Origin of the sequence: Novosphingobium naphthalenivorans NBRC 102051 (assembly GCF_001590985.1) — a bacterium.
Lineage (GTDB): Bacteria > Pseudomonadota > Alphaproteobacteria > Sphingomonadales > Sphingomonadaceae > Novosphingobium > Novosphingobium naphthalenivorans.
In genome coordinates, this window is the sequence record NZ_BCTX01000040.1 from 1 (window position 1) to 23,563 (window position 23,563).

At 64.9% G+C, this 23,563-nt stretch carries 19 protein-coding genes and 1 other RNA gene; 13 read left to right on the forward strand and 7 right to left on the reverse strand.

The window, feature by feature from the left end; genetic code table 11:
- Window positions 1–10 precede the first annotated feature (10 nt).
- Together NN5_RS13990 and NN5_RS13995 are read right to left on the reverse strand one after the other, a co-directional pair.
- A complete protein-coding gene (locus tag NN5_RS13990) occupies window positions 11–1,225 on the reverse strand; it encodes a glycosyltransferase (RefSeq protein ID WP_067734722.1) in 1,215 nt (404 codons plus the stop codon).
- A gap of 22 nt (window positions 1,226–1,247) precedes the next feature.
- Window positions 1,248–1,820 (reverse strand): helix-turn-helix domain-containing protein, encoded by a 573-nt coding sequence (locus NN5_RS13995; RefSeq protein ID WP_067734723.1) that lies wholly within the window; start codon window positions 1,818–1,820, stop codon window positions 1,248–1,250.
- Between the two features lie 91 nt (window positions 1,821–1,911).
- Between NN5_RS13995 and NN5_RS14000 the strand changes: the two genes are divergently transcribed.
- Window positions 1,912–2,385, forward strand: coding sequence for a DUF6456 domain-containing protein (locus NN5_RS14000; RefSeq protein WP_067734724.1), 474 nt, complete (start codon window positions 1,912–1,914; stop codon window positions 2,383–2,385).
- A gap of 450 nt (window positions 2,386–2,835) precedes the next feature.
- Here the strand turns inward: NN5_RS14000 and NN5_RS14005 are convergent, their stop codons facing one another.
- Window positions 2,836–4,620: an ABC-F family ATP-binding cassette domain-containing protein gene (locus NN5_RS14005; protein ID WP_067734725.1), complete on the reverse strand. Its 1,785-nt coding sequence runs from the start codon at window positions 4,618–4,620 to the stop codon at window positions 2,836–2,838.
- 162 nt (window positions 4,621–4,782) lie between these two features.
- Here NN5_RS14005 and NN5_RS14010 point away from each other — a divergent pair, with 162 nt between their 5' ends.
- The 4 genes from NN5_RS14010 to NN5_RS14025 all read left to right on the forward strand — a co-directional run bounded on the left by NN5_RS14010 (window position 4,783) and on the right by NN5_RS14025 (window position 7,548).
- Window positions 4,783–5,094, forward strand: coding sequence for a PepSY domain-containing protein (locus NN5_RS14010; protein ID WP_067734726.1), 312 nt, complete (start codon window positions 4,783–4,785; stop codon window positions 5,092–5,094).
- 66 nt (window positions 5,095–5,160) lie between these two features.
- Window positions 5,161–5,838, forward strand: a complete 678-nt coding sequence (locus NN5_RS14015; RefSeq protein WP_067734727.1) for a response regulator transcription factor — start codon at window positions 5,161–5,163, stop codon at window positions 5,836–5,838.
- Between the two features lie 100 nt (window positions 5,839–5,938).
- Window positions 5,939–7,258 carry a sensor histidine kinase gene (locus NN5_RS14020; RefSeq protein ID WP_067734728.1) on the forward strand — a complete coding sequence of 440 codons (1,320 nt, stop codon included), beginning with the start codon at window positions 5,939–5,941 and terminating at the stop codon, window positions 7,256–7,258.
- A gap of 86 nt (window positions 7,259–7,344) precedes the next feature.
- Window positions 7,345–7,548 (forward strand): hypothetical protein, encoded by a 204-nt coding sequence (locus NN5_RS14025; protein ID WP_067734755.1) that lies wholly within the window; start codon window positions 7,345–7,347, stop codon window positions 7,546–7,548.
- Between the two features lie 28 nt (window positions 7,549–7,576).
- On the opposite strand, the gene NN5_RS14030 is transcribed toward NN5_RS14025, so the two are convergent.
- A complete protein-coding gene (locus NN5_RS14030) occupies window positions 7,577–7,876 on the reverse strand; it encodes a chorismate mutase (protein WP_067734729.1) in 300 nt (99 codons plus the stop codon).
- Between the two features lie 109 nt (window positions 7,877–7,985).
- On the opposite strand from NN5_RS14030, the gene NN5_RS14035 reads away from it, so the two are divergent.
- Window positions 7,986–9,002: a polyprenyl synthetase family protein gene (locus NN5_RS14035; protein ID WP_067734756.1), complete on the forward strand. Its 1,017-nt coding sequence runs from the start codon at window positions 7,986–7,988 to the stop codon at window positions 9,000–9,002.
- Between the two features lie 83 nt (window positions 9,003–9,085).
- Entirely contained in the window at window positions 9,086–9,841 is a 756-nt protein-coding gene (locus NN5_RS14040; RefSeq protein ID WP_157081143.1) for an energy transducer TonB family protein, read from the forward strand.
- 16 nt (window positions 9,842–9,857) lie between these two features.
- Here NN5_RS14040 and NN5_RS14045 read toward each other — a convergent pair whose 3' ends face one another.
- Window positions 9,858–11,699, reverse strand: a complete 1,842-nt coding sequence (locus NN5_RS14045; RefSeq protein ID WP_245656492.1) for a putative bifunctional diguanylate cyclase/phosphodiesterase — start codon at window positions 11,697–11,699, stop codon at window positions 9,858–9,860.
- Between the two features lie 285 nt (window positions 11,700–11,984).
- On the opposite strand from NN5_RS14045, the gene hrpB reads away from it, so the two are divergent.
- The 5 genes from hrpB to NN5_RS14070 all read left to right on the forward strand — a co-directional run bounded on the left by hrpB (window position 11,985) and on the right by NN5_RS14070 (window position 17,207).
- Entirely contained in the window at window positions 11,985–14,438 is a 2,454-nt protein-coding gene (hrpB, locus tag NN5_RS14050; RefSeq protein ID WP_067734731.1) for an ATP-dependent helicase HrpB, read from the forward strand.
- 45 nt (window positions 14,439–14,483) lie between these two features.
- Window positions 14,484–14,762 (forward strand): ETC complex I subunit, encoded by a 279-nt coding sequence (locus tag NN5_RS14055; RefSeq protein WP_067734732.1) that lies wholly within the window; start codon window positions 14,484–14,486, stop codon window positions 14,760–14,762.
- 57 nt (window positions 14,763–14,819) lie between these two features.
- An RNA gene (gene ffs / locus NN5_RS14060) (signal recognition particle sRNA small type) lies at window positions 14,820–14,914 on the forward strand.
- A gap of 69 nt (window positions 14,915–14,983) precedes the next feature.
- Window positions 14,984–16,870 carry a DNA polymerase III subunit gamma/tau gene (locus NN5_RS14065; RefSeq protein ID WP_067734733.1) on the forward strand — a complete coding sequence of 629 codons (1,887 nt, stop codon included), beginning with the start codon at window positions 14,984–14,986 and terminating at the stop codon, window positions 16,868–16,870.
- A 1-nt stretch (window position 16,871) separates the two neighbouring features.
- Window positions 16,872–17,207 (forward strand): YbaB/EbfC family nucleoid-associated protein, encoded by a 336-nt coding sequence (locus NN5_RS14070; protein ID WP_067734734.1) that lies wholly within the window; start codon window positions 16,872–16,874, stop codon window positions 17,205–17,207.
- A 16-nt stretch (window positions 17,208–17,223) separates the two neighbouring features.
- On the opposite strand, the gene NN5_RS14075 is transcribed toward NN5_RS14070, so the two are convergent.
- Window positions 17,224–19,332 (reverse strand): putative bifunctional diguanylate cyclase/phosphodiesterase, encoded by a 2,109-nt coding sequence (locus NN5_RS14075; RefSeq protein WP_084384936.1) that lies wholly within the window; start codon window positions 19,330–19,332, stop codon window positions 17,224–17,226.
- A 260-nt stretch (window positions 19,333–19,592) separates the two neighbouring features.
- Here NN5_RS14075 and lon point away from each other — a divergent pair, with 260 nt between their 5' ends.
- Window positions 19,593–22,001: an endopeptidase La gene (gene lon, locus NN5_RS14080; RefSeq protein ID WP_067734735.1), complete on the forward strand. Its 2,409-nt coding sequence runs from the start codon at window positions 19,593–19,595 to the stop codon at window positions 21,999–22,001.
- Window positions 22,002–22,069: 68 nt separating this feature from the next.
- Here the strand turns inward: lon and NN5_RS14085 are convergent, their stop codons facing one another.
- Window positions 22,070–23,413, reverse strand: coding sequence for a methyl-accepting chemotaxis protein (locus tag NN5_RS14085; RefSeq protein ID WP_067734736.1), 1,344 nt, complete (start codon window positions 23,411–23,413; stop codon window positions 22,070–22,072).
- Window positions 23,414–23,563: the final 150 nt, after the last annotated feature.

Here is a 23,563-nt window from a genome sequence, read left to right on the forward strand (position 1 = left end):
TCGATTGGCCCTAGTCTGGGGCCAGCTCGCCGATGGGCTTGCCCTGCAGCACATCCTGCCAGAACCGCACGATGTTCCGGGCGTTCACCCCCCAGCTGAAGCGGCTGACGTTTTCAGCGACGTCGGCCTGACTGGGCGGATCGGCCAGGATGTCGGCCACCGCTTCGGCAATGCTTTCGGGCGTGCGCGAGACGAGGCGCCCGGCGCTCTTGTCCTTCACGATCTCGCGGGCGCCGCCGATGTCGGGGATCACGATCGGGGTGCCGCAGGCGAGCCCTTCCACCCAGACATTGGCGAGCCCTTCGCTGGCCGAGGGCAGCACCAGCACGTCGGCGGCGCAGAGCACATGCGGCAGGACATCGTGATTGACGAGGCCGAGGAAGTGGACTCTGTCCGCCACGCCCAGCCGCTGGGCCAGGGCCTTGAGATTGGCCTCGTCCTCGCCCGCGCCGGCCAGCGCCAGCCGGGCTTCGGGCAAGCGCGTCAGTGCTTCGATCACCAAGCCCTGGCTCTTGCGCGGGATCAGCGCGCCGGGCGTGACCAGCAGCGGCCCTTCGGACCAGATGTGAAGGTTTGGCATGGCCGAGACCAGCGCCCGCGCGGCGCCGCGCTCGATCGGGTGGAACTTGTCGCGGTCGAGCCCGGTGTAATGTACGCCGATCCGCCCGGCCGGCATCCCCAGCGCGATCATGTCGTCGCGCAGCGCCTGGCTGACTGCGAGCAGGCCGGCCGCCTGATCCGCCGCCTTGCGCATCTGCGACAGCGCGCGCGGCCGCTGGCCCCAGAAGTGAATGTCCGCCCCGCGCGACTTGATCGTCAGCGGCAGGCCCAATTCCCGCGCGACGATCGCGGCGGCCGGGCCATCGGGGAAGAAGAACTGGGCATCGACGAGATCGAAGGGCTTTTCCGCGTGCAGCTTGCGCACCAGCGGCAGCACGGCGGAGGCAATGCGCCCCGGATTGGTGTCGCCGCCGATCTTGGGCAGCAGGGTGAAGCGGGGGTAGTGGACTTTCATCCCCACCGCTTCGCTCACTTCGGGAATGCTGCGCAGCCGGGCATAGGGCGGGCGTGTGGACAGCGGCCAGGGCGGCATCCCGATCGGGCTGATCATCGTCAGATCGACATCGCCGCGCGCGAGCACCGCGCGCATCTGGTTGCCGACGAACACGCCGAACGAAGGCTTCACCGGATTCGGGAAGAGGGTGGAGATCGAAAGGATCCGCATGGGTGAGGCTGTTCGTAGTGCCTTACAGCGACCTGACAAGCATTTCGGCAACGGCCAGCCATGCGGGATGGTCGACCACCAGTTGCCGCTGGCCGCTGGCCGGGGGCAGCAGGGCGACGCGGTCCTCGTCGCCGTCGATCAGGCGCCCGAACGCGAAACGGCCGCCGGGGCGCGGTGCAAGCACATCGCGGTTCATCAGCTTGGCGGCGGCTTCGGGCGGATGCTGGCGCAGCCAGACCTGATCCCCGGCACGGTACTCGCCGCAGGGGGCCTCCACCACCAGCACCAGCCAGGGGGTGTCGGCGGAGAGCGTGTTGGGCAGCATCGGCTCGATCGGGCTGCGCGCAGCTTCGGCGCCCTGATCGCCCAAGACCGCGACGATGCGCGGCGGCTCGCTGGCCTCGCTGCGCAGGAGCAGTTCGGGCTCCACGTTCAGCGCGGCGGCGATCCGGTTCATCCACACCAGCGAGAGGTTGCGCATCCCGGTTTCGAGGCGGCCGATGGTCTGCGCCGTCGTCGGCGGGTCGCAGGCGGCGGCCACGTCGGCCAGCGTCAGGCCTTTTTGCAGGCGGATGTCGCGGATGCGGTTGATCATGGCGGACCTCGGTGGATAACCTATTTGGTTTTTCTCTTTCCTACAGGTAGCCGTGTTTGGCAAGTTTCCCGTTCCTCACAGGGAGACAGCCATGAAGCCCCATCTCGTCGAACGCGAATTGACCAGCGAAGGACCGCGCCGTTCCGGTGCCCGCCGGGGGCGGCGCAGCGTGACGGTCAATCTGGCCGAATCCCCGCTCAGCTGGCTCTACGCGCGCGGGCACCTGACCGACCGGCAACTGGCTGCGGGCGAGCAGTTGCGGGCCGACTGGGAGCGGGCGCAACTCGCTCCGCGCGTGACCATGCGCTGGGACCCGGTGCGCGTGCCGGGCGGGGCTGATCCCGGCCTGACGCCGGGCGAACGCCAGCTTGCCGCCAAGGCGCGCTTCGACGGGGCGATAGCCGCGGCAGGGCCGGGTCTGTCGGACATCCTGTGGCGCGTGGCCTGTGCGGGAGAGGGGCTGCCCTCGGCCGAAAAGGCGCTGGGCTGGCCGGTGCGCAGCGGCAAGCTGGTGCTGGGGCTGGCGCTCGACCGGGTGGCGGATTTCTACCGGCTGGGAGGCTAAGGGGTGTTCCGTGCCTGTCCCCCGGTCCCGTTCGTGTCGAGCGTAGTCGAGACACGGCAGCGCACCGTCAGCGTGTCTCGACTACGCTCGACACGAACGGATGAGGGGGGATTTGTGGCACGCAAAGTGACACATTGCGCTGAACAAGGTGACACTTCGGATGCGCAAGGTGACACATCGGTGGTGCAAGGTGACACTCAGAGCCGGCAAAGTGACACTTCGACCGCACAAAGTGACACATGCGGCGGCAAGGTGACACTTCGACCGCACAAAGTGACACATGCGGCGGCAAGGTGACACGTTTCCCTCTGGACCGTGTCACCCGTGTCAACCGGGTGTCACCTTGTGCTGGGCCAACATCCTTCGCCAAGCTCAGGATGAGCGGGCTGAGAATGAGTCTTACCGCCCACTCCGCTCGTGCTGAGCCTGTCGACGCACGCTGGCGCGGCCTCAGCCCTCGACCTGCTCCGCCAGTTCCAGCCAGCGTTCCTCGGCGGCTTCCTTGTCCGCACGCGCTTTCTCGATGGCGGCGGTCAGGGCCGCGAACTTCTTGGGATCGCGGGTATAGAGAGCGGGATCGGCCAGGGCCTCCTCGTCGCGGGCAATGGCCGCTTCCAGTTCCTCGATCCGGCCGGGCAGCAGGTCGTAGTCGCGCTGGTCCTTGTAGGAGAGCTTGCCCTTCTTCGGCGGCGGGGGAGGGGGCGGGGCGGCCCCTTCGGCTTTTGCCCTGGCCTTGCCGGGAGCGGTGCGCTGCTTGCGCTTGGCTTCCCAGTCGGCATAGCCGCCCGCGATCATGTCGACCACGCCCGATCCGTCGAGGCCGAGCGTCAGGTTCACGGTGCGGTCAAGGAAGTCGCGGTCGTGGCTGACGATCAGCACGGTGCCGTCGTAGTCGGAGATCACTTCCTGCAGGAGGTCGAGTGTTTCGAGGTCGAGATCGTTGGTCGGCTCGTCCAGCACCAGCAGGTTGGAGGGCCGGGCGAATTCGCGGGCCAGCAGCAGGCGCGAACGCTCGCCGCCCGACAGCGTGCCGACTTTGGCGTCGATCAGGCCGGGATCGAACAGGAAGTCCTTGAGGTAGCCCTGCACGTGCTTGCGTACCCCACGCACGTCGAGCCAGTCGCTGCCGTCGGCGATCACGTCGCGCAGCTTCATCTCGGGCTTGAGCAGGCTGCGCTGCTGGTCGATGATGATAGTGGTCAGCGTATTGGCGAGCGTGACGGTGCCTTCGTCGGGCGCGAGTTCGCCGGTCAGGATCTTGAGCAGGGTGGACTTGCCCGCCCCGTTGGCGCCGACGATGCCGATCCGGTCGCCGCGCTGGATTCGCAAGTTGAAGTCCTTGAGGACGGTGCGGTCTCCGAAGCGCTTGGTGACGTGCTCGGCGACGATCACCGACTTGGTCTTGCTGCCGTCGCCCGCCACGGCCATCTTGGCAGTGCCGGTGGGAGACATCATCGCCGCGCGCTCGGCACGCATTTCCCACAGCTTGGCGAGGCGACCCTGGTTGCGCTTGCGCCGCGCGGTGACGCCGCGTTCGAGCCAGTGCGCCTCGATTTTGAGCTTGGCGTCGAGCTTTTCGGCGGCGCGCGTCTCTTCCTTCTGGACTTCTTCTTCCCACGCCTCGAAGCCGCCGAAGCCCACTTCCTTGCGGCGCAGCGATCCGCGGTCGAGCCAGAGCGTCGCACTGGTCAGGCGGGTGAGGAAGGTGCGGTCGTGGCTGATGACCACGAACGCACCGTTGTAGCGCTGCAGCCAGGATTCGAGCCATTCGATGGCGGCGAGGTCGAGGTGGTTGGTCGGCTCGTCGAGCAGCAGCAGGTCGGGCTCGGAGGCCAGCGCCCGGCACAGCGCGGCCCGGCGCCGCTCACCGCCCGAGGCGCTGGCGGCCTCGCGCGAGAGGTCGATGCCGAGCTGGTCGGCAATGGCTTCCACTTCGTGGCGCTGCGGGGCACCGGGGCCGTGGAGCGTGAAATCGAGCAGGGTGTCGTGCCCCTTGAAGAACGGGTCCTGTTCCAGCGTGACCACGCGCGTACCCGGCTGGATCGAGCGCTTGCCTTCGTCCGCATCGACAATGCCGGCGATCAGCTTGAGCAGCGTGGTCTTGCCCGCGCCGTTGCGCCCGATCAGGGCCAGCCGGTCACGCGGGGCGATATTGATGTCGAGGCCCCGGAAGAGCCATCCGGAGCCCTGGATCAGGCCGAGGCCTTCCCAGCTGAGGATCGGTGCGATTGCCATGCGCGGCGCCCTACAGGGGCGGGCGGGGGGCTGCAAGCGGGGCGCGGGAAACGCGCCGGCGGCTTTGGAGCGTGGGAAATCGGCAACAGGCAAACCTGTCTGCCACCTTCCGGCCACATTCAGGACTTGTTCAACGCCCCAAGCTTAGGCACCCAGACTGTGATGAAAAAGCTTCTTGCCCCTTTGACCGCGCTTTCGGTGCTTGCGCTCGGCGCGGCATCGCTTCCCGTCCATGTCTATGCGGACAACGGCGGCGAACAGGGCGAGGCGCGCAAGGAGCGCAAGGCGGGCAATATCCTCTCGATCCGGCAGATCGAGCAGATCGTGCTGCCGCGCATGTCCGGCAAGCAGTACCTCGGGCCGGATTATGATTCCGCAGCAATGGCTTACCGGCTCAAGTTCATTCAAGACGGGAAAGTCTATTTCGTCGATGTCGATGCCCGCACCGGGCGCATCATCGGCCAATCCCGTTAAGCTGCCTCGCTTGACGCTCACCGGGTTTCGGCCCATTTCAGCCGGGTTCTTTAAGGGAGACCTGAATTGCGCATCCTGATCGTCGAGGATGAACCCACTCTGGGCAACCAGCTCAAGACCACGCTGGAGCAGACCGGCTATGCCGTGGACCTCTCCACCGATGGCGAGGACGGGCACTTCCTGGGCTCGACCGAAGAATACGATGCCGTAGTGCTCGATCTGGGCCTGCCCGAGATCGACGGGCTGACCGTGCTCGGCATGTGGCGCAAGGAAGGGCGCAATTTCCCGGTCCTGGTGCTGACCGCGCGCGACAGCTGGTCGGACAAGGTGGCGGGCCTCGATGCCGGGGCCGACGATTATCTCGCCAAGCCGTTCCAGACCGAGGAGCTGATTGCCCGCCTGCGCGCGCTGATCCGCCGCGCTTCGGGCAATACCTCCAGCGAACTGACGGCGGGCGACGTGCGGCTCGATACCCGTTCGGGCCGTGTCACGCTGGCCGGCGAGCCGGTCAAGCTGACCGCGCAGGAATACAAGCTGCTGTCCTACCTGATGCACCACAAGGGCAAGGTGGTCAGCCGCACCGAGCTGATCGAGCACATCTACGATCAGGATTTCGACCGCGATTCGAACACGATCGAGGTCTTCGTCACGCGCATCCGCAAGAAGCTGGGTGCCGATGTCATCACGACGATCCGCGGCCTTGGCTACAGTCTCGACGATCCCGCCGACGCCCCGCGCGGCTGAGGCGCCGGCCGGGCCGGACGTCGCGCCCGTAGAGGCGCCGGCTCCGGCTGCGGAAGCGCGCAGTCCCGCGCCTACCCATACCGGGTCGCTCGCCCGGCGCATGATGCTGATCGCGGCGGGCTGGATTTCGGTCCTGCTGCTGGTGGGCGGGCTGGCGCTCGACCATACGCTGACCGGCCTTGTCACGCGCAATTTCGACGAGCAGCTTGGCTATATGCTCACCGGCATGATCGGCTCGGCAGAGATCGGGCCGGACGGTGAAGTGTTCTTCATCCGGCCGCTGGGCGACCAGCGTTTCCTGGAGCCCAATTCCGGCCTTTACTGGCAGATCCGGGGCAAGGGGCATGAGGACTTCCCTTCGCGCTCGCTGTGGGACCGCAGCCTCGACGTGCCGGAAGATCATTTCGACGCGCAGCCTCATGTCTATGACAGCAATGAGTTTGCAGGCGAACCGCTGCGGGTGATGGAACGTTCGATCATCCTGCCCGGCAGCAATACCAAGTGGATGTTCACGGTCGCGGCGAGCCGCAAGGATCTCAACCAGCAGATCAAGATGATCCGCTCGATCCTGATCTACAGCTTCGTCGCGCTCGGCTTTGGCCTGCTGCTGATGGCGGGAATGCAGACCTGGTACGGCCTGTTTCCGCTGCGCCATGTGCGCCGGGCGATCCAGAAACTGCGCACCACCGGCGCCGCGCGCGTGACCGAGCCGCTGCCGCAGGAAGTCGAGCCGCTGGTCGAGGAACTCAATGCGCTGCTCGCCCATACTGAGCGGCAGGCCGAAGAAGCGCGGACCCATGCGGGCAATCTTGCCCATGCGCTCAAGACGCCGCTGACCGTGGTGATGAACGCGGCGACCGCCAGGGCGCCCGATCTTCCCGACACCGTCATTCGCGAGGCGGCGGTGATGCGCCGCCAGGTCGATCACCATCTGGCCCGCGCCCGTGCGGTCGGGCGGCGCGCGGCGGGCATGTCACGCGCGGAAGTCTGGCCGAGCCTGGAAGCCGTGCTGCGCGCGGTCGAGCGGCTTTACGAGGATACGCGCTTCGACCTCGACGGCAATCACGGGGCGGCAGTGGCGCTGGAAAAGCAGGACCTCGAAGAACTGCTCGGCAACCTGATCGAGAACGCGGCGAAGTACGGCGGCGGCAGTGTCTTCGTGACCGTTGACGCGGGCGAGAAGTCGGACCGGTTCTGCGAGATCTGGATCGAGGACGACGGCATGGGTATTCCCGAGGCCGAGCGGGTGCGCATCTTCGATCGCGGCGCGCGGCTCGATACCGGAAAGCCGGGCACCGGGCTGGGCCTAGCCATCGTGCGCGATGTCGTTGAAATCTATGGCGGCACCGTGGCGCTGGACGAAAGTGAGGACTTGGGCGGGCTTCTGGTCAAGCTCCGGCTGCCGCGCGCAGTGGCCTGACTGGCCGGGGACAAGCGGCACGAAACGGGTTGCGGAACGGCCGCGGGATCCTCATGGGACGCCCCGAAGAATTCCAAGGAGCAGCCATGACCGACACCATCTCCCTTTCCTTGACCGCCGACGAGATCGAAATGCTGGTCGACGCCCTTGAGGCCGATATGGAAGGCTATGTCGAAGCCGCCAAGGAAGCGCGCGGCAACAACAACCGCGAGGACGTGACGACGTTCACCGAGGCGGCCACTCGCATCCAGACGCTGCTGAGCAAGCTGCAGGATCTCGTCGAGGAGTGATGCGGCCGCCCGCGGGCTGGCCGTTCCGTCAGCCCGCTTTCGCCCGTTCGTGATGGCGGATCACTTCGTCGATCACGAAACGGATGAACTTCTCGCCGAAGTCGGGGTCGAGATGGGCGTCTTCGGCCAGTTTGCGCAAGCGGGCGATCTGCCGCTCCTCGCGCCTCGGGTCCGAGGCGGGCAGGTCGTGCTCGGCCTTGTAGGCGCCCACGGCCTGGGTGATGCGGAAACGCTCGGCCAGGATATGGATCAGCGCGGCATCGATATTGTCGATGCTTGAGCGGAAGCCGGCGAGAACGGGATCGGTGGCGGGTGTGTCCTGGGTCATCGTGTGGTCCCGCTAGCACGGGTTCTGGCTGTCTGCCAGCAGGACTGTTTGCCTTGCCGATGGCGTTTGCGCTTGCGTTGCAGGCGATCAGCGCGCAATGCGCGGGACGATGAGTGCAGACGTTATTACCCTGCGTTCCCGCAGGTCGCAGCCTTCCCTCGCTCCCATGCTGGCGCTGACCGCTGCTGGCATGAACAGCGTCAATTCCGTCATCCTGGACCGGATGCAAAGCGAGATTCCGCTGATTCCGGCGCTCGCCGGGCACCTGATCTCGGGCGGCGGCAAGCGCATGCGCCCGATGCTGACAGTCGCCGGGGCGGAACTGTGCGGTTATCAGGGCACGCGCCACCACAAGCTCGCAGCGGCGGTGGAGTTCCTTCACACGGCAACGCTGCTTCACGATGACGTTGTCGACGGGTCCGATCTGCGCCGGGGCAAGGCGGCCGCGAACATCGTGTACGGCAATCCGGCCGCCGTGCTGGTGGGGGACTTCCTGTTTACCCGCTCGTTCGAACTGATGGTAGAGGACGGCAGCCTGAAGGTCCTGAAGATCCTCTCGCAAGCCGCCAGCATCATTGCCGAGGGTGAGGTCGATCAGCTGACCGCCCAGCGCAAGATCGAGACGACCGAAGAACATTACCTCCAGATCATCGGTTCCAAGACCGCCGCGCTGTTTGCCGCTGCCACTCGCATTTCTGCCGTGGTGGCCGAAAAGAGCGAGGCTGAGGAAATGGCGCTCGATTCCTTCGGCCGCAATCTGGGCATTGCCTTCCAGCTTGTCGACGATGCCATCGATTACGATTCCGATGCGTCCGAATCGGGCAAGGACAAGGGCGATGACTTCCGCGAAGGCAAGATGACCTTGCCGGTAATCCTGGCCTATGCCCGTGGCAACGCTGAGGAGCGCAAGTTCTGGGAAGAAGCCATCGCCGGTTTCCGCACCGAGGACGAGGACCTTGCGCACGCGGTGGAACTGATCAACCGTCACGGCTGTGTCGAGGCAACCCGCGAGCGGGCTCGTCTATATGCACAGCGCGCCATTGACGCGATTGCCGGGTTCCCTGCGGGCGAGGCTCGTTCCGCCATGGCCGAAGCCGTCGAATTCGTGGTGGCGCGCCGCTACTGAGTGCTGTCGTGACGGCCTCGTCTTTGCCTCTGCAACAAGGCCGTAATTGCAGTGAAACCCGGGCTCACTTATTCAGCGGTGTGATGCACTTCGACTCCGATCGAGTGACGGCGGGTTATCAACCCGGGTCGCCCCGTCAACGCCTGGTTTCCACGCTGCTTTCGGCGGCGATCATCGTGCTCGCGCTGCTGGTGGCGATCTATCAGACGCAAGTTGCCCCCCGGCTGGAAAAGCAGAAGAATCCGATGACGTTCGATGTCACCGGCAACAATCAGGATGCGGGCCAGAAAGCCCAGAAAAAGACCACGCAGGAAAAAAAGCGGGAATCGCGCAAGCCGGTCCAGCAGGAAGCGCAGGTGAAAGTGCCTGTGCCGCCTGTCGAGCAGCCTGCCGCTGCCGAAAAGCCGGCCTTCACGTTCCTCAAGATGTCCAGCGCCGACATGGCCGCGGCAGACATCGGCGGTATGCGGCACGCCGGCAACAGCGCACCTGCGGGCGGCGGAGCGGTTTACGGACCGGGCGAAGGCCCCGGCGGGGCAATCCTCTACAATGCCGACTGGTTCCGGGAGCCGACCGATGCGCAACTTGGCGGCTATTTGCCTGCCAGTGCGCCGCGCCAGGGGTGGGGGATGATCGCCTGCCAAACGCTGGAGCACTACAAGGTCGATAATTGCCAGATCCTCGGCGAATCCCCGCGCGGTTCCGGGTTCGGCCGCGCCGTGCTGGATGCGGCCTGGCAGTTTCAGGTCATTCCGCCGCGTATCAATGGAAAGCCGCAGCTGGGCACCTGGGTCCGGATCCGGATCGACTATGGCGTGAAGGGCTCGGCCGCCGGCTGAACCTTGCGGCGAGCCGTCAGGCCGCGCTCCACCGGGCGGCTGAATTCTCCTGGATGCGGGCGAGCAGGGAGGGCAGGCTCATGGGGCGCGCGATGAAGTATCCCTGTGCCAGCGCGAAGCCTGCGAGGCGGGCGCTGATGAGCTGATCTTCGGTCTCGATCCCTTCGATCACGCATTCCAGCGACAGCGAACGGGCGAGGTTGCGGATCGCGGTGATGAGCCGCCGTCCGGAAGCATCGCCCAGGCGTGCGGAAAAACTGCGGTCGATCTTCACCATGTCGAGCGGCAGCTTGTGAAGCGAGGACAAGCTCGAATAGCCGGTTCCGAAATCATCGAGGGCAATGCGTGCGCCGGTATCGCGCAGCCGCTGCAGGGCAGCCTCGGCACCGTCGATGTCGGTGATGAGCGAGGTCTCGGTGATTTCGAAGAGCAGGCGGCTCGTATCGCATTCCGATGCTGCAAGGCGTTCCAGAAGTGCGGTGATCGTATCGCTATCGCACAGATTGTGGCCGGACAGGTTGAACGACATGCGCAGCGACGCGGGCAACTGCCGAAGCGTGTCGAGCGCTGAGTCGAACAGGATCAGGGCTATTTCCCGTGCTCGTCCCGCGCGTTCGGCCGAGGCGATCAGAAGCTCTGGCGACACGTTGCCGAGAGTGGGCGAGGCCCAGCGGGCCAGGCATTCCACGCCGATCGTTTCGAGGCTCTCGGTTGCAGCGATCGGCTGATAGACGAGCGACAGTTCGGTCGTCAGATCGGCACTGTGCAAGGCTGCGTCGATGGCCTGCTCGGAACGGATCAGATATTCGAGTTTGTCGGAGAAGCGCACGCATTGGCCGCGCTTCTCCTTTTTGGCATGATAGAGCGCGAAGTCGGCCCGGTCGAACAGCAGATCGGCGCTGGTCGCGGTTTCGGGATAGACGGCAAGGCCTGCCGAACAGCCGACCGAGACCAGAACATCGCCGATCCGGACCTGTTCCTGAACCGCCCGGCACAGCGTTTGGGCGATACGTTCTGCGCCCTTCGGGCTATCCATCACGATCAGCCCGAACTCGTCGCCGCCCAGCCTAGCCACGATCGCATTGTCGGGGCACAGGTTCATCATGCGCTGGCCAATGACTTGCAGAAGGCGGTCGCCGTGGGCGTGGCCATGGGTGTCGTTGATGGGCTTGAAGCGATCGAGGTCGATCAGGCCGATCGTGAAAGTCTCTTCCAGCTGCGTGCGTTCGAGCAGCCCTTCCAGCGTGGCGAAGAAATAGCGCCGGTTGGGCATGCCTGTCAGCGAATCCGTCTGTGCCAGACGGGCGTTTTCTTCACTGAGACTGTGGGCTTGCCGCCGCTCATCCTGCAATTCGCGCTGGGATTTTTCGAGGCTGACGAACGATTCGTAATAATCGCGGAGGATCTTCAGCACGACGGCTGTGACCAGCGAGATGTTCAGCGCTATGGCCACCAGAACTTCGGTCTTCTGCAGGAAGCAGTAAACGAGGAAGGTGCCGAGGACGCATACCGCCACGAGCAGGGCTGCGAGCGGGAGAAAGGTGAGGCAGAAAACGCATCCCAGAACCGTTACCGCGACGAAGATCGCGACATGGCCGTGCTCGTAAGGGCCGCCGTACTGGTCCAGCATCAGGGCCCAGCAGACATAGGCGACGGACAGGACCATGGCGAGAAGCACCGTGCGCCGGAGGCGGGGCTGCACCAGCGTCACGTCGAGGTCCTTTGCGGAAACCGGCCGCATCCATACCAGCATGCGTATCATGCACACGGTGATCATGATGGCTGGAATGGTGAGAACCAGCGGCCCTGGCGCCAAGTGGCGATGGGTATAGGCCAGGACGGCGGCGTTTACAGACAACAGTCCATAAAGCGCAGGAATTTGTTCCCGCAGCCGCAGGTATTGCGCAACTGGAAGAGGATGTTGACCGGCCCGGTTCATCGTCAGGGTATTTGAGCTTTCTTGGCGGAGATCAATAGTCTTCCGTGCTCTCGTTACGGAAGAAATGTTGAAGAAGCGTGGATGGCAGTTCTGCCATGCTGCCAAATGCCGAAAGAAAGGTGAATGTGTCCTTGCATCTTTCTTCGCCTTTCTTTCGGGAGCGAAGCGCTTTCGCGGAGACGGTTCTGCCCCTAAAGGGCACGGGTGACCGATCTTCCTATCCACGCTGTTCTTGCCGATCTGCTTCATTCTCTTCGTGAGCGGACCGGTGCCGTGCTGATTGCACCGCCGGGCGCGGGCAAGACGACGGCCGTCGCTCCCGCGCTGCTGGCGGAGCCGTGGTGCAGCGGAACCGTGATCCTGCTGTCCCCCCGCCGTGTCGCAGCCCGTGCGGCCGCCGAGCGGATGGCCGAGCAGTTGGGGGAAAAGGCAGGGGAGACGATCGGCTATGTCACGCGCCTCGACACGCGCCGTTCCACGCGGACCCGTGTCGTCGTCATGACCGAGGCGATCTTCGTTTCGACGATCCTGTCCGATCCCGAATTGAGCGGCGTTTCCGCCGTGCTCTTCGACGAGGCGCACGAGCGTCATCTCGACAGCGACCTTGGTCTTGCACTGGCCATCGAGTGCCGCGAGGTGCTGCGCGAGGACCTGCGGCTGGTGGTGATGTCCGCGACGATCGACGGTTCGAGCTTCGCCCGGCTGCTGGGGGAAAGCACGCCGGTGATCGAGAGCGCGGGCAAGGCTTGGCCGCTGGACATCCGCTGGCTGGGCGGCAGTCCGGACCAGCGGATCGAGGATGCGGTGACATCGGCCATCCTTGCCGCCTGGCGTGAGCAGCAGGGCGATGTGCTGGCGTTTCTTCCCGGCGTCCGCGAGATCGAGCGGGTGGCCGGGCGGCTCGCGGAAAAGCTTCCGCAAGCGCTGGTGCTGCCGCTTCATGGGCAATGCGAACCGGCCGCGCAGCGCGCCGCGATCCGCCGCGATCCCGAAGGCCGCCGCCGGGTGGTGCTGGCGACCGCCATTGCCGAAACCTCGCTGACGCTGGACGGCGTTTCTGTAGTCGTGGACAGCGGCCTGTCCCGCCGGGCCGAGTACGACAAGGCCGCTGGCGTTACCCGGCTTGTCACGCACCGGGCGAGCCAGGCTTCGGCCGGGCAGCGGGCCGGGCGTGCGGCCCGTCAGGGACCGGGCACGGCCTACCGCCTTTGGGAAGAGGCTGCTCATGCCGGGCGGCCAGCTTTCGATCCGCCCGAAATCACCACCAGCGATCTTGCGCCGCTGACGCTCTCTCTGGCGCAATGGGGCAATAGCGATCCCGCTGCGATGGCCTGGCTCGATCCGCCGCCGGCGCCCGCGCTGGAGGCTGCGCATAAGGAACTGGAAGCTTTCGGAGCGCTCGACGCGGCGGGACGGATCACGGATTTCGGCCGCAAGGTCGCCAGTCTGCCGATGGACCCGGCGCAGGCGGCGATGATCCTGCGCGCGGCCCGTTTCGGCGCGGAAGGGGAAGCGGCGAAGCTGGCCCTGCTGCTGCAGGAACGCGGGCTGGGCGGGCGCAGCGACGATCTGGCGCAGCGCCTCTCGCGCTGGGCAGGCGATCGTTCGGCACGGGCCGAGGCATCGCGCAAGCTGGCTGCAGGCTGGGCCAAACGGGCGCGGGCACTGGCTGCGGACCGGGAAGCGGTGGAGGACGTCCCTGTTGGTGTGCTGCTGACGATGGGGCGCCCGGACATGATCGCACGCCGCCGCGACTCGTCGGGCGAGACGTGGCTGTCCGCCGGAGGCAGGGGTTATGTGCTCGATCCGGCATCGCCGCTCGCCGCGCGCGAGTGGATGGTGATCGGCGACGCGCAGGGGCAGGCGAAAGGGGCGCGGATCCTGTCCGGCGCTTCGCTCGAACCGGGCGAAGTGGAGCAATGGCTGGGCGACATGATCGCGCGGCGTTCGGTCCTGCGCTGGAATGAGGATGAGGGACGCGTCGAGGCGCGGCTCGAACGGCGTCTGGGGGCGATCACGCTGGCAAGCGGGCCCGATCCCTCGCCCGATCCGGATGCGATCCGGGCCTTTTTGTTGGGCCGCGTGCGCGACAAGGGGCTGGCGCTGGTGCCTTTCGGCAAGTCCAGCCTCTCGCTGCTGCGCCGTGCCCGCTATGCCGGGATCGAGGCCCTTTCTGACGAAGCGCTGCTGGCCGAGGCTGATGTCTGGCTTGGCCCCTTGCTGGGGCGCCGACTCGACGCGATCGACAAGGGAGCCTTGCATGAGGCCTTGCGCGCCCGCCTGACCTGGGAGGACCAGCAGGCATTGGAGAAGCTCGCCCCGGCCGAATTCCGCAGCCCGGCCGGAACGGCGCACGCGATCGATTACGAGGACGAAGGCGGCCCCAGCGTCGAAGTGCGCGTGCAGGCACTGTTCGGGCTCGACCGGCATCCCACTTTCGGCCAGCCGCCGCAGCCGCTGCTGCTCAAGCTGACTTCGCCCGCGGGAAGGCCGATCCAGACCACGCGCGATCTGCCCGGTTTCTGGCGCGGATCGTGGCGCGATGTGCAGCGCGACATGAAAGGCCGCTATCCCAGGCACCGCTGGCCGGATGAACCCTGGACCGAAGATCCCAGCCTCAAGACCCGCAATGCGTTCGAGGCGTCGAAAGGAAAGTGATTTCGGCTTGATTTCCGGCCTGATTCGGGAGCAAAGCGCTCGTCCATGAGCGCACGCATCTATCAACGCCCGAAGAACGCCATGCAGTCCGGCAAGGCACTGCTGGCCCAGTGGATCCTCGAATTTGAGCCCGCCGAAGCCAAGAAGCCCGATCCCCTGATGGGCTGGGCCGGTTCTGGCGACACGCAGCAGCAGGTGGTGCTCAAGTTCCCGACGGCGGACGAGGCCAAGGCCTATGCCGCACGCTATGGCATCGAGGCCGAAGTTCACGCCACGCCGCCGCGCCGCCTGAAGATCCAGGCTTACGCCGACAATTTCCGCTGAGCGTGTTTGTCCGGCCGCAGGGCTGGACAAACGGCAATGCTCTCGCCATATGGCGGCCCGGGAGTCGGTCGGACGCTTGCGTCCGCCAACCTGGTCAGGTCCGGAAGGAAGCAGCCACAACGGGTTGCGGCGGGTCGGCCGGCTCCTTTACCCTACATCGCCGCGCATAACCCCCATCTCGGGCGTGACCTGATCGCGTTTGAGCCCTAGTTTGCGAAACGATGGACGATTCACGCGATACTTTCGGCGATTCCCCTCCCTGGGAAAATGGGGAGAAGGAAGAGGCCGCGCCCAGCGCTGCCGATCTTGAGGCGGCGGGGCAATCGTCGATGTTCGGCGATCCCGCACCTGCGATGCCCGCCCCGCAACCGGCCGCAGCCGAAGGGGAAGCGGCAGGACAGTCGGCCATGTTCGGCGAGACCGCGGCGCCCGTACAGCAGCCTGCAGCAGCGCCCGCTGCCGCACCGGCTCCTGCCGGAACGTCTGCACAGCCCTATCGCGTGCTGGCTCGCAAATACCGTCCGCAGACGTTCGGTGAACTGATCGGGCAGGAAGCCATGGTCCAGACCTTGGCCAACGCGATCAAGCGGGACCGGCTGGCTCATGCCTTCCTGATGACCGGCGTGCGCGGTGTCGGCAAGACTTCGACCGCGCGCCTGATCGCCAAGGCACTCAATTGCATCGGCCCGGACGGGCAGGGCGGGCCGACGATCGATCCTTGCGGCCAATGCGAGCCTTGCGTGGCGATTGCCGAGGGCCGCCATATCGACGTGATCGAGATGGACGCCGCCAGCCACACCGGCGTGGACGACGTGCGCGAGATCATCGAGGCCGTGCGCTATGCCGCCGTTTCGGCGCGTTACAAGATCTACATCATCGACGAAGTTCACATGCTGTCTCGCAATGCATTCAATGCCTTGCTGAAAACACTTGAGGAACCGCCTGCGCATGTGAAGTTCCTGTTCGCCACCACCGAAGTCGACAAGCTGCCAGTGACGGTGCTGTCACGCTGCCAGCGTTTCGACTTGCGCCGCATCCCGACGCCGATGCTGGCGGACCACTTTGCCATGGTCTGCGGCAAGGAAGGCGTCGAGGCGGAGGAAGAGGCACTGTCGATGGTGGCCGCCGCGGCCGAGGGATCGGTGCGCGATGGCCTCTCGATCCTCGACCAGGCGATCGCCCATGCCGATCTCGATGGCGAGGGCAAGGTGCGGGCCGACAAGGTTCGCGACATGCTCGGCCTCTCCGACAAGTCGGTGCAGCGCAAGCTGTTCACGGCCATTCTCGATGGCAAGGGCGCGGACCTGCTCGAACTGGTGGCGCATCAGTTCGCGCTGGGCGTCGAGCCGATCGCGATGATGCGCGGGCTGATGGAGCTTGCCCATCGGATTGCCGTGGCCCAGGTCAGCGGCGCGGCCGACGCGCCTTCGGCTGAAGAGCGCGAGGCGATAGAGGCCTGGGCCAAGGCTCTGAAGGCGGGGCAGCTCCATCGCCTGTGGCAATTGCTGCTGAAAGGGCATGATGAGGTCCGCTCCGCGCCCGATCCGCTGGTGGCGGCGCAGATGGCGCTGCTCAGGATCATGCACGCGTCCGACATGCCCGATCCGGGATCGCTGGTGAAGAAGCTGGAGGATATCGCCGCGCGGGCTCCGGCCGCTGCGCCGGTATCCGAAAGCGGCGGTACGGCGGGAAGTACGCCCTCGGCAGCGGCATCCGTTGCGCCCCGGTGGGAAGCGCTGGTCGAGGATGTGGAACATGCGCATCAGCATGTGGCCGCCAACGTCCTGCGGATGCAGGTGCGGGTGGTCGAACTCGGCGCCGGGCTCTTGCGCTATTCGCAGCCGCCGGGTTTCAACGAGGATATCACCGGCCTGATTCGCAACAGTCTGCAGGAAGCGACGGGCGAACGCTGGCAAGTGGAGCGGGTGAACGCTCAAGGCACGCCCACGCTGGTGGAACAGGCAGAAGCGGAAAAGGCGGCTGACAGCCAGGCGGTGCGCAGATCGCCGTTGGTGGAAGCCACGCTGGCCGCTTTTCCCGATGCCGAACTGATCGAAGATGACCGCCCGACCGCTGTCGGCGGCGGGTCACGCAATTGGAGACGTTGAAATGAAGTCGATGGAAGAGATGATCCAGGCGGCGCAGCAGGCTGCCGAGACCATCCAGAAGCAGATGACCGAAGCGCAGGGCAAGCTTGACCAGCTGGAGGTCGAAGGCCTGTCCGGCGGCGGTCTCGTCAAGATCCGCTGCTCGGCCAAGGGCCGCGTTATCGGCGTTGCGATTGATGACAGCCTGATGCAGCCGTCCGAGAAGGCGATCCTGGAGGATCTCGTCGCCGCCGCTTACAACGATGCGCGGGTCAAGGCCGATTCCGTCGCCAACGAGGAACTGGCCAAGGCGCAGCAGGGCATGGGCCTGCCGCCGGGCTTCAAGCTGCCGTTCTGAGCCCGGTCGCCGAAGCTCAGGCGGCGGCGCTTTCCCGTGCCTTGTTGGCCCGCTCGCCTGCTTCGGCGTGGAGAGCCTTGGTGCTCTCCGCATAAAGCGCCTCGATCGCTTCGGCTTCTACCGGCATACTGAGGTGGAAGCCCTGCAGATGCGTGCAGCCGGCTTCGCTGGCGGATTTGACGAGCAGGCCTTCCGACACGCCTTCGGCCACCACTTCCGCGCCGATCTGCCGGGCCATCTGCACAGCCGCGTCGAACACGGCGCGTGACGTGGCGTCTGCCTCGATATCCTTGACCAGCGAACGGTCGAGCTTGAGCCGGTCGAAGCGGAACGTCTTCATCATGCAAAGCGAAGAATAGCCGGTTCCGAAATCGTCGAGCGCGATGCGGAAGCCGGCATTGCGCAGAAGTTCAAGCGTCAGCAGCGCGCGCGTGTTGCGTTCGATAGAGACCGTCTCAGTCACTTCCAGAATGATGCGGTGCGGCAGGATGGCGTGCATCCGGCACCGTTCGAGCAGAAAGGCGACGAAGCCATCCTGCTGGAGTTGAAGCGGCGAGAGGTTGATGCTCATCGACAGCTCCGGCCACTGCGTGAGATTGGACAAGGCGCGCTCGATGATCCAGGCGCCCAGTTGCGGCATCCGGCCGGAGCGTTCGGCGGCGGGAATGAACTTGGCGGGGGAGACTTCGCCGAGCTCCGGATGCCGCCAGCGGACCAGGGCTTCCACTTCGCTGGCATGGTCGCTCACGGCATAGATCGGCTGATAGACCATGCGCAGTTCGCCGCTCGACAGGGCGCGGGCCAGATCGCGTTCGAGCATCCGGTCCAGATTGCGCGCTTCCTCCAGATCTCCGGTGAAGCCCGTGGCCCGGTTGCGGCCCCCGCGCTTGGAGGCATAGAGGGCGAGATCGGCCTTGGAGATCAGCACGGTAATGTCGTCGCCGTGCCCTTCGCTGCGTTCGATATAGCCCAGCGAGATGGTGACGGCGATCGAAAAGCCATCGAAATCGAAGGGCTTGCGCACTTCGGCGGCGAGCCTGCTGCACAGGGTTGCCGGCGTCTCGCCGTCCTTGCACTGCAGATAGACGGCGAATTCGTCGCCGCCGATGCGGGCGACCAAGGCATCGTCGCCGAGCAGAGTGCGGGCGCGCTCGCCGATGAGCTGGACGAGCGTGTCGCCCACGGCATGGCCATAATCGTCGTTGACGTATTTGAACCGGTCGATGTCGAAGACGGCCACGAAGTCGCCGTTCGGCGTTGCCGTGTCGCGCATACGGCGCGTGGCGGCATCGATGAAGGCGCGGCGGTTGGGCAGGCCGGTAGCCGGATCGGTGAACGCGAGGTCGCGCACGGCCAGGGCATTGCGGCGGAAGGTTTCGAGCGCATGGGCGAGCGGCCGCAGCTCGTGCAGGGTGAAGCGCTCGACGGCAAGGTCGAGATCGCCATCTGCCAGACGGCGCAGGGCGCCGTGCATCCGGCGCAGCGCGGGCAGGATATTGCTGCACAGGTCCCACAGGATGATCGCGGCAAGCAGCAGCGTCACGATGCCGATCGTGGACACGCGCTCGAACCATTGCCGGGTCGATCTCTCCAGATTGGCATAGGCCCTGTCGCGGCGACGCTCGGCCTGTTCCTGCAGGTGCACGGCCGATGCGAGCATGTGGTCGACCTCTTCAAGCGCCTGGCGCTTGGCCTTGCCGCCCGCCGTTACTGCGGCGATGACCTGGTCGAGGTTGCCGAACGTATTGCGCTGCGCGGTCCAGTCGAACATGCCGGGCGCATCCATGCGCATGGCGTTGACTGTTTCCCCGATGCTCATGGCGGCATCGGTCAGGGCATCGACCTCTTGCCCTGCGTTTCCGGCAGGCGCGCCGTCCATGTCGTTGGCCTCGATGCGGAAGCGCAGGACCTGCTTCATCAATTGGGCGCTGTGCTCGGCCATGCTGATCGTGGCCTGCAATTCCCCGCTTTCGCGGCGCAGGGCGAGGGCGCGGTTCTGTGAGACGACCTGAAGGCCGAAGGTACAGGCGATGATCAGCGAGATCGCCAGAATCAGGCGCCGTTCAAAAGACCTGAAGACCAGGCCGAGAAGCCGGCTGGCGTGTTTACTCACAGTACCGAACATAACCGTTGCGCTCCCCATGCCGGCGTTCGTGCGCTGGCATGGGGGCTCAATAAGCGGGAATCGTTGATAATATGTGAGTCTAACTGACTGAATTTATTTAGAAATATTCACAAAAGTGTCATATTTCCATCGTGTGACAACGAACGCCGGGAAAGGCATCCACAATTGGGCCGGGCTGCACCATTGCGCTGGGCTGGCGGTGTCACCATATTTCGAACAATCCGCGATCCGTCCCTGTGTGCATGGGCGCGCTTTGGAATATGGAAATACCTGTGAACCTGTTACCGCTTCTTCCGCTTCGCGACATTGTCGTCTTTCCCGGCATGGTCGTGCCCTTGTTCGTCGGCCGCGAAAAGTCGGTGGCCGCGCTTGAGGCGGCCATGGCGGGCGACAAGGATATCTTCCTGCTCGCCCAGCTCGATCCCGGCTGCGACGATCCGGATCGCGATGATCTCTACGATACCGGCGTGATTGCCAGTGTGCTGCAGCTGCTCAAGCTGCCGGACGGCACTGTGCGGGTGCTTGTCGAGGGGCAGGACCGCGCCCGTCTGGAATCGCTGCGGGCCGAGCAGACCGACGATGGCGAGATGCTGGTCGCCGAAGTCGAGACCATTGCCCCGCTTGAAGCGGAAGGCACCGAAGTCTCGGCGATGATGCGTTCGGTGGTCGAGCAGTTCAACGAATACGCCAAGCTCAACAAGAAGCTGAGCCAGGATGCCGGCGATCAGCTCGGCGACATCGAGGACGCGGCCAAGCTGGCGGATACGGTGGCCGCGCAACTGTCCGCCAAGGTGTCGGACAAGCAGGCCGTGCTGTCCGAACCCGATCCGCTCAAGCGGCTGGAAATGGTCTATTCCTTCATGGAAGGCGAACTCGGCGTTCTGCAGGTCGAGCGCAAGATCCGTGGCCGCGTGAAGCGGCAGATGGAAAAGACCCAGCGCGAGTACTACCTCAACGAGCAGCTCAAGGCGATCCAGTCCGAACTCGGCGGCGGCGATGGCGAGGAAGCCAACGAGCTCCAGGAGCTGCAGGACAAGATCGAGAAGACCAAGCTTTCCAAGGAAGCGCGTGAAAAGGCTACGGCCGAGCTCAAGAAGCTCAAGTCGATGCAGCCGATGAGCGCCGAAGCGACGGTCATCCGCAATTACCTCGACGTGCTGCTCGGCCTGCCCTGGGGCAAGAAGAGCAAGCTCAAGCGCGACATTTCGGCGGCGCAGGACATCCTCGATGCCGATCACTACGCGCTCGACAAGGTCAAGGACCGGATCATCGAGTATCTGGCGGTGCAGGCACGCACCAACAAGCTGAAGGGGCCGATCCTGTGCCTCGTCGGCCCGCCGGGCGTGGGCAAGACTTCGCTGGGCAAGTCGATCGCCAAGGCGACCGGGCGCGAGTTCATCCGCCAGTCGCTGGGCGGCGTGCGCGACGAGGCCGAGATTCGCGGCCACCGCCGTACCTATATCGGCTCGCTGCCGGGCAAGATCGTCACCAACCTCAAGAAGGCGGGCAAGTCGAACCCGCTGTTCCTGCTCGACGAAATCGACAAGCTCGGTCAGGACTTCCGCGGCGATCCGGCATCGGCCCTGCTCGAAGTGCTCGATCCCGAACAGAACGCCAAGTTCCAGGACCACTATCTGGAGCTGGACATCGATCTGTCCGACGTGATGTTCGTGTGCACCGCGAACAGCCTCAACCTGCCGCAGCCGCTGCTCGACCGCATGGAGATCATCCGGCTCGAAGGCTACACCGAGGACGAGAAGGTCGAGATTGCGCAGCGGCACCTGATCGCCAAGCAGATCGATGCGCACGGGCTCAAGAAGGGCGAGTTCACGCTCACCGAAGAAGGCCTGCGCGACCTGATCCGCTACTACACCCGCGAGGCGGGCGTGCGTACGCTGGAGCGCGAGATTGCACGGCTGGCCCGCAAGTCGCTGCGCCAGATTCTTGAAGGCAAGGCGACCGAAGTGGTCATCACGCCGGACAACCTCGCTGACTTCGCCGGTGTGCGGAAGTTCCGCCACGGTGTGGGCGAGGAAGAGCATCAGGTCGGTGCGGTCACGGGCCTGGCCTGGACCGAAGTAGGCGGCGAACTGCTGACGATCGAAAGCGTCACGGTTCCCGGCAAGGGCGCGATCAAGGCGACGGGCAAGCTGGGCGATGTGATGAACGAGTCGATTTCGACTGCCTGGAGCTTCGTGCGCGCCCGGTCGCCCGCCTACGGGATCAAGCCGAGCATTTTCAACAAGAAGGACATCCACATCCACCTGCCCGAAGGCGCAGTGCCCAAGGATGGGCCTTCGGCGGGCATCGGCATGGTCACGTCCATTGTCTCGACGCTGACCGGGGTTCCCGTGCGCAAGGATGTCGCCATGACCGGCGAAGTCACGCTGCGCGGCCGGGTGCTGCCGATCGGCGGACTCAAGGAAAAGCTGCTGGCGGCATTGCGCGGCGGCATCACCACGGTCCTCATTCCAGAGGAAAACCGCAAGGATCTGGCGGAGATTCCGGAAAACGTGAAGCAGGGGCTGGAGATCATTCCGGTCAGCCACGTCGACGAAGTTCTCGCCAAGGCGCTTACGGAGCCGCTCGAAGCCATCGAGTGGACCGAGGCGGACGAACTGGCGGCGGCGCCTGCGCCCCATCCGGCGCCTTCTGCGACGGCGCACTGATGAATAAGGCGGCGGTCCCGTAGCGGACCGCCGCCTTATTCGGAAAGATTACAGTGCAGGATTAGCCGTTAGCCGACCCGGCGAAGCTGGGGTTTCTGGTGTGTGGCCGATCGATCGGTGGTGAACTGGGCGACAAGTTGTGCCAGTTCCTGAGCTTCGTTGACGAGACGCTGCGCTGCGGAGGTGCTTTCCGAAGCGATGGCGCTGTTCTGATCGAGCATCTGGTCGATTTGCGTGACCGATTTGCTGGTCTTGTCGATTTCCCGGGCCTGCGTTTCGGCGGACCGGGAAATGGTTTCGGCAAGGCTGTTGATCTCGGTGACGCGTGCCGCAATCTGCTTCAGCATCTTGCCGGTTTCGGCGACCAGTCCGACGCCCTGCTTCACCTGTTCGCTGCTCTTGTTGATCAGCGCGCTGATCTCGGTCGCGGCAGCGGCGGAGCGCTGTGCCAGGGCCCGGACTTCCGTCGCAACAACGGCAAAGCCCTTGCCGGTTTCCCCCGCGCGGGCGGCTTCGACGCCGGCATTGAGTGCCAGAAGGTTGGTCTGGAACGAAATGCCGTCGATTACCGAAATGATCTGCGTGATTTCTTCCGACGACTGGTCGATGGCGTTCATGGCATCCACGGCCCGGTCGACGATTTCTCCACCGGCAGTGGCTTCATGTTCGGCCTGACGGATCGAGGCCGAGACATTGGCGGCCCCTTGGGCCGTCTCCTGCACCATGGCGGTAACGCGGTTCATGGCCGCAGTTGTGTCGCGCAGCACGCTGGTCGCCTGCGATGACCGTGCGGCAAGTTGATGGGTCGCCTCGTCGATGTCGGATGCGCCTGCCCGAACGCTCGTCGCCACTTGCGATACCGTGTCGATCGTGCGGCCCATTGCATCGAGCGATTCATTGAAGCTTTTGCGCAGCAGTTCGTAGTCTGCCCGAAAGGGAACGGTAATGCGGTTGGCAAGGTTGCCTTTGGCGAGATCGGCGAGGCTGTTGCGAAGCGTGTCGACCACTTGCGCTGTTTCGGCAAGATCCTGAACGAGGACCAGCAGAGCGTCGTCGCCGCCGATCCGTGCCGGGATGAGCGTTACGAGGATGCGCAGGGGAGTGCCGTTGGCCTTGAGATTATGCCATTCGAAGCGTGCATGTCCTTCGCGCATGGCTTGCTGCAACCGTTCGCCGACATGAATTTCCGATTTTCGGCCATCGCCTTGTTCAGGGGCCGAAAACGCGACGGGGTTCGAACCGATGATCCGGTCACGCGGGGCATCGTAGATACGCTGCGCAGCAGGATTGCAGGCGACGAACACACCATCGCGCATGACCAGCATGCCGTCTGGCGAGAGATTGAAAAATGCCTCGCTAGCGGCTGTTTCAGGGTTGAATTGGTTTTTTTTGGAAAAGAACATATCTGCCATTCCGGATAATGTGGCCTTTCTTGCAAGCTAAGGTGAAAAATCCGCATCTGGGGGTGTTCAGGGTTTTTCCGTAGGTGGCCTTTGAGGACTTGGCGGCCAGGCTAATGCGCGCTTGTGTTGCGGCACGCCAGCTTGTAACGGGCCGCGTTT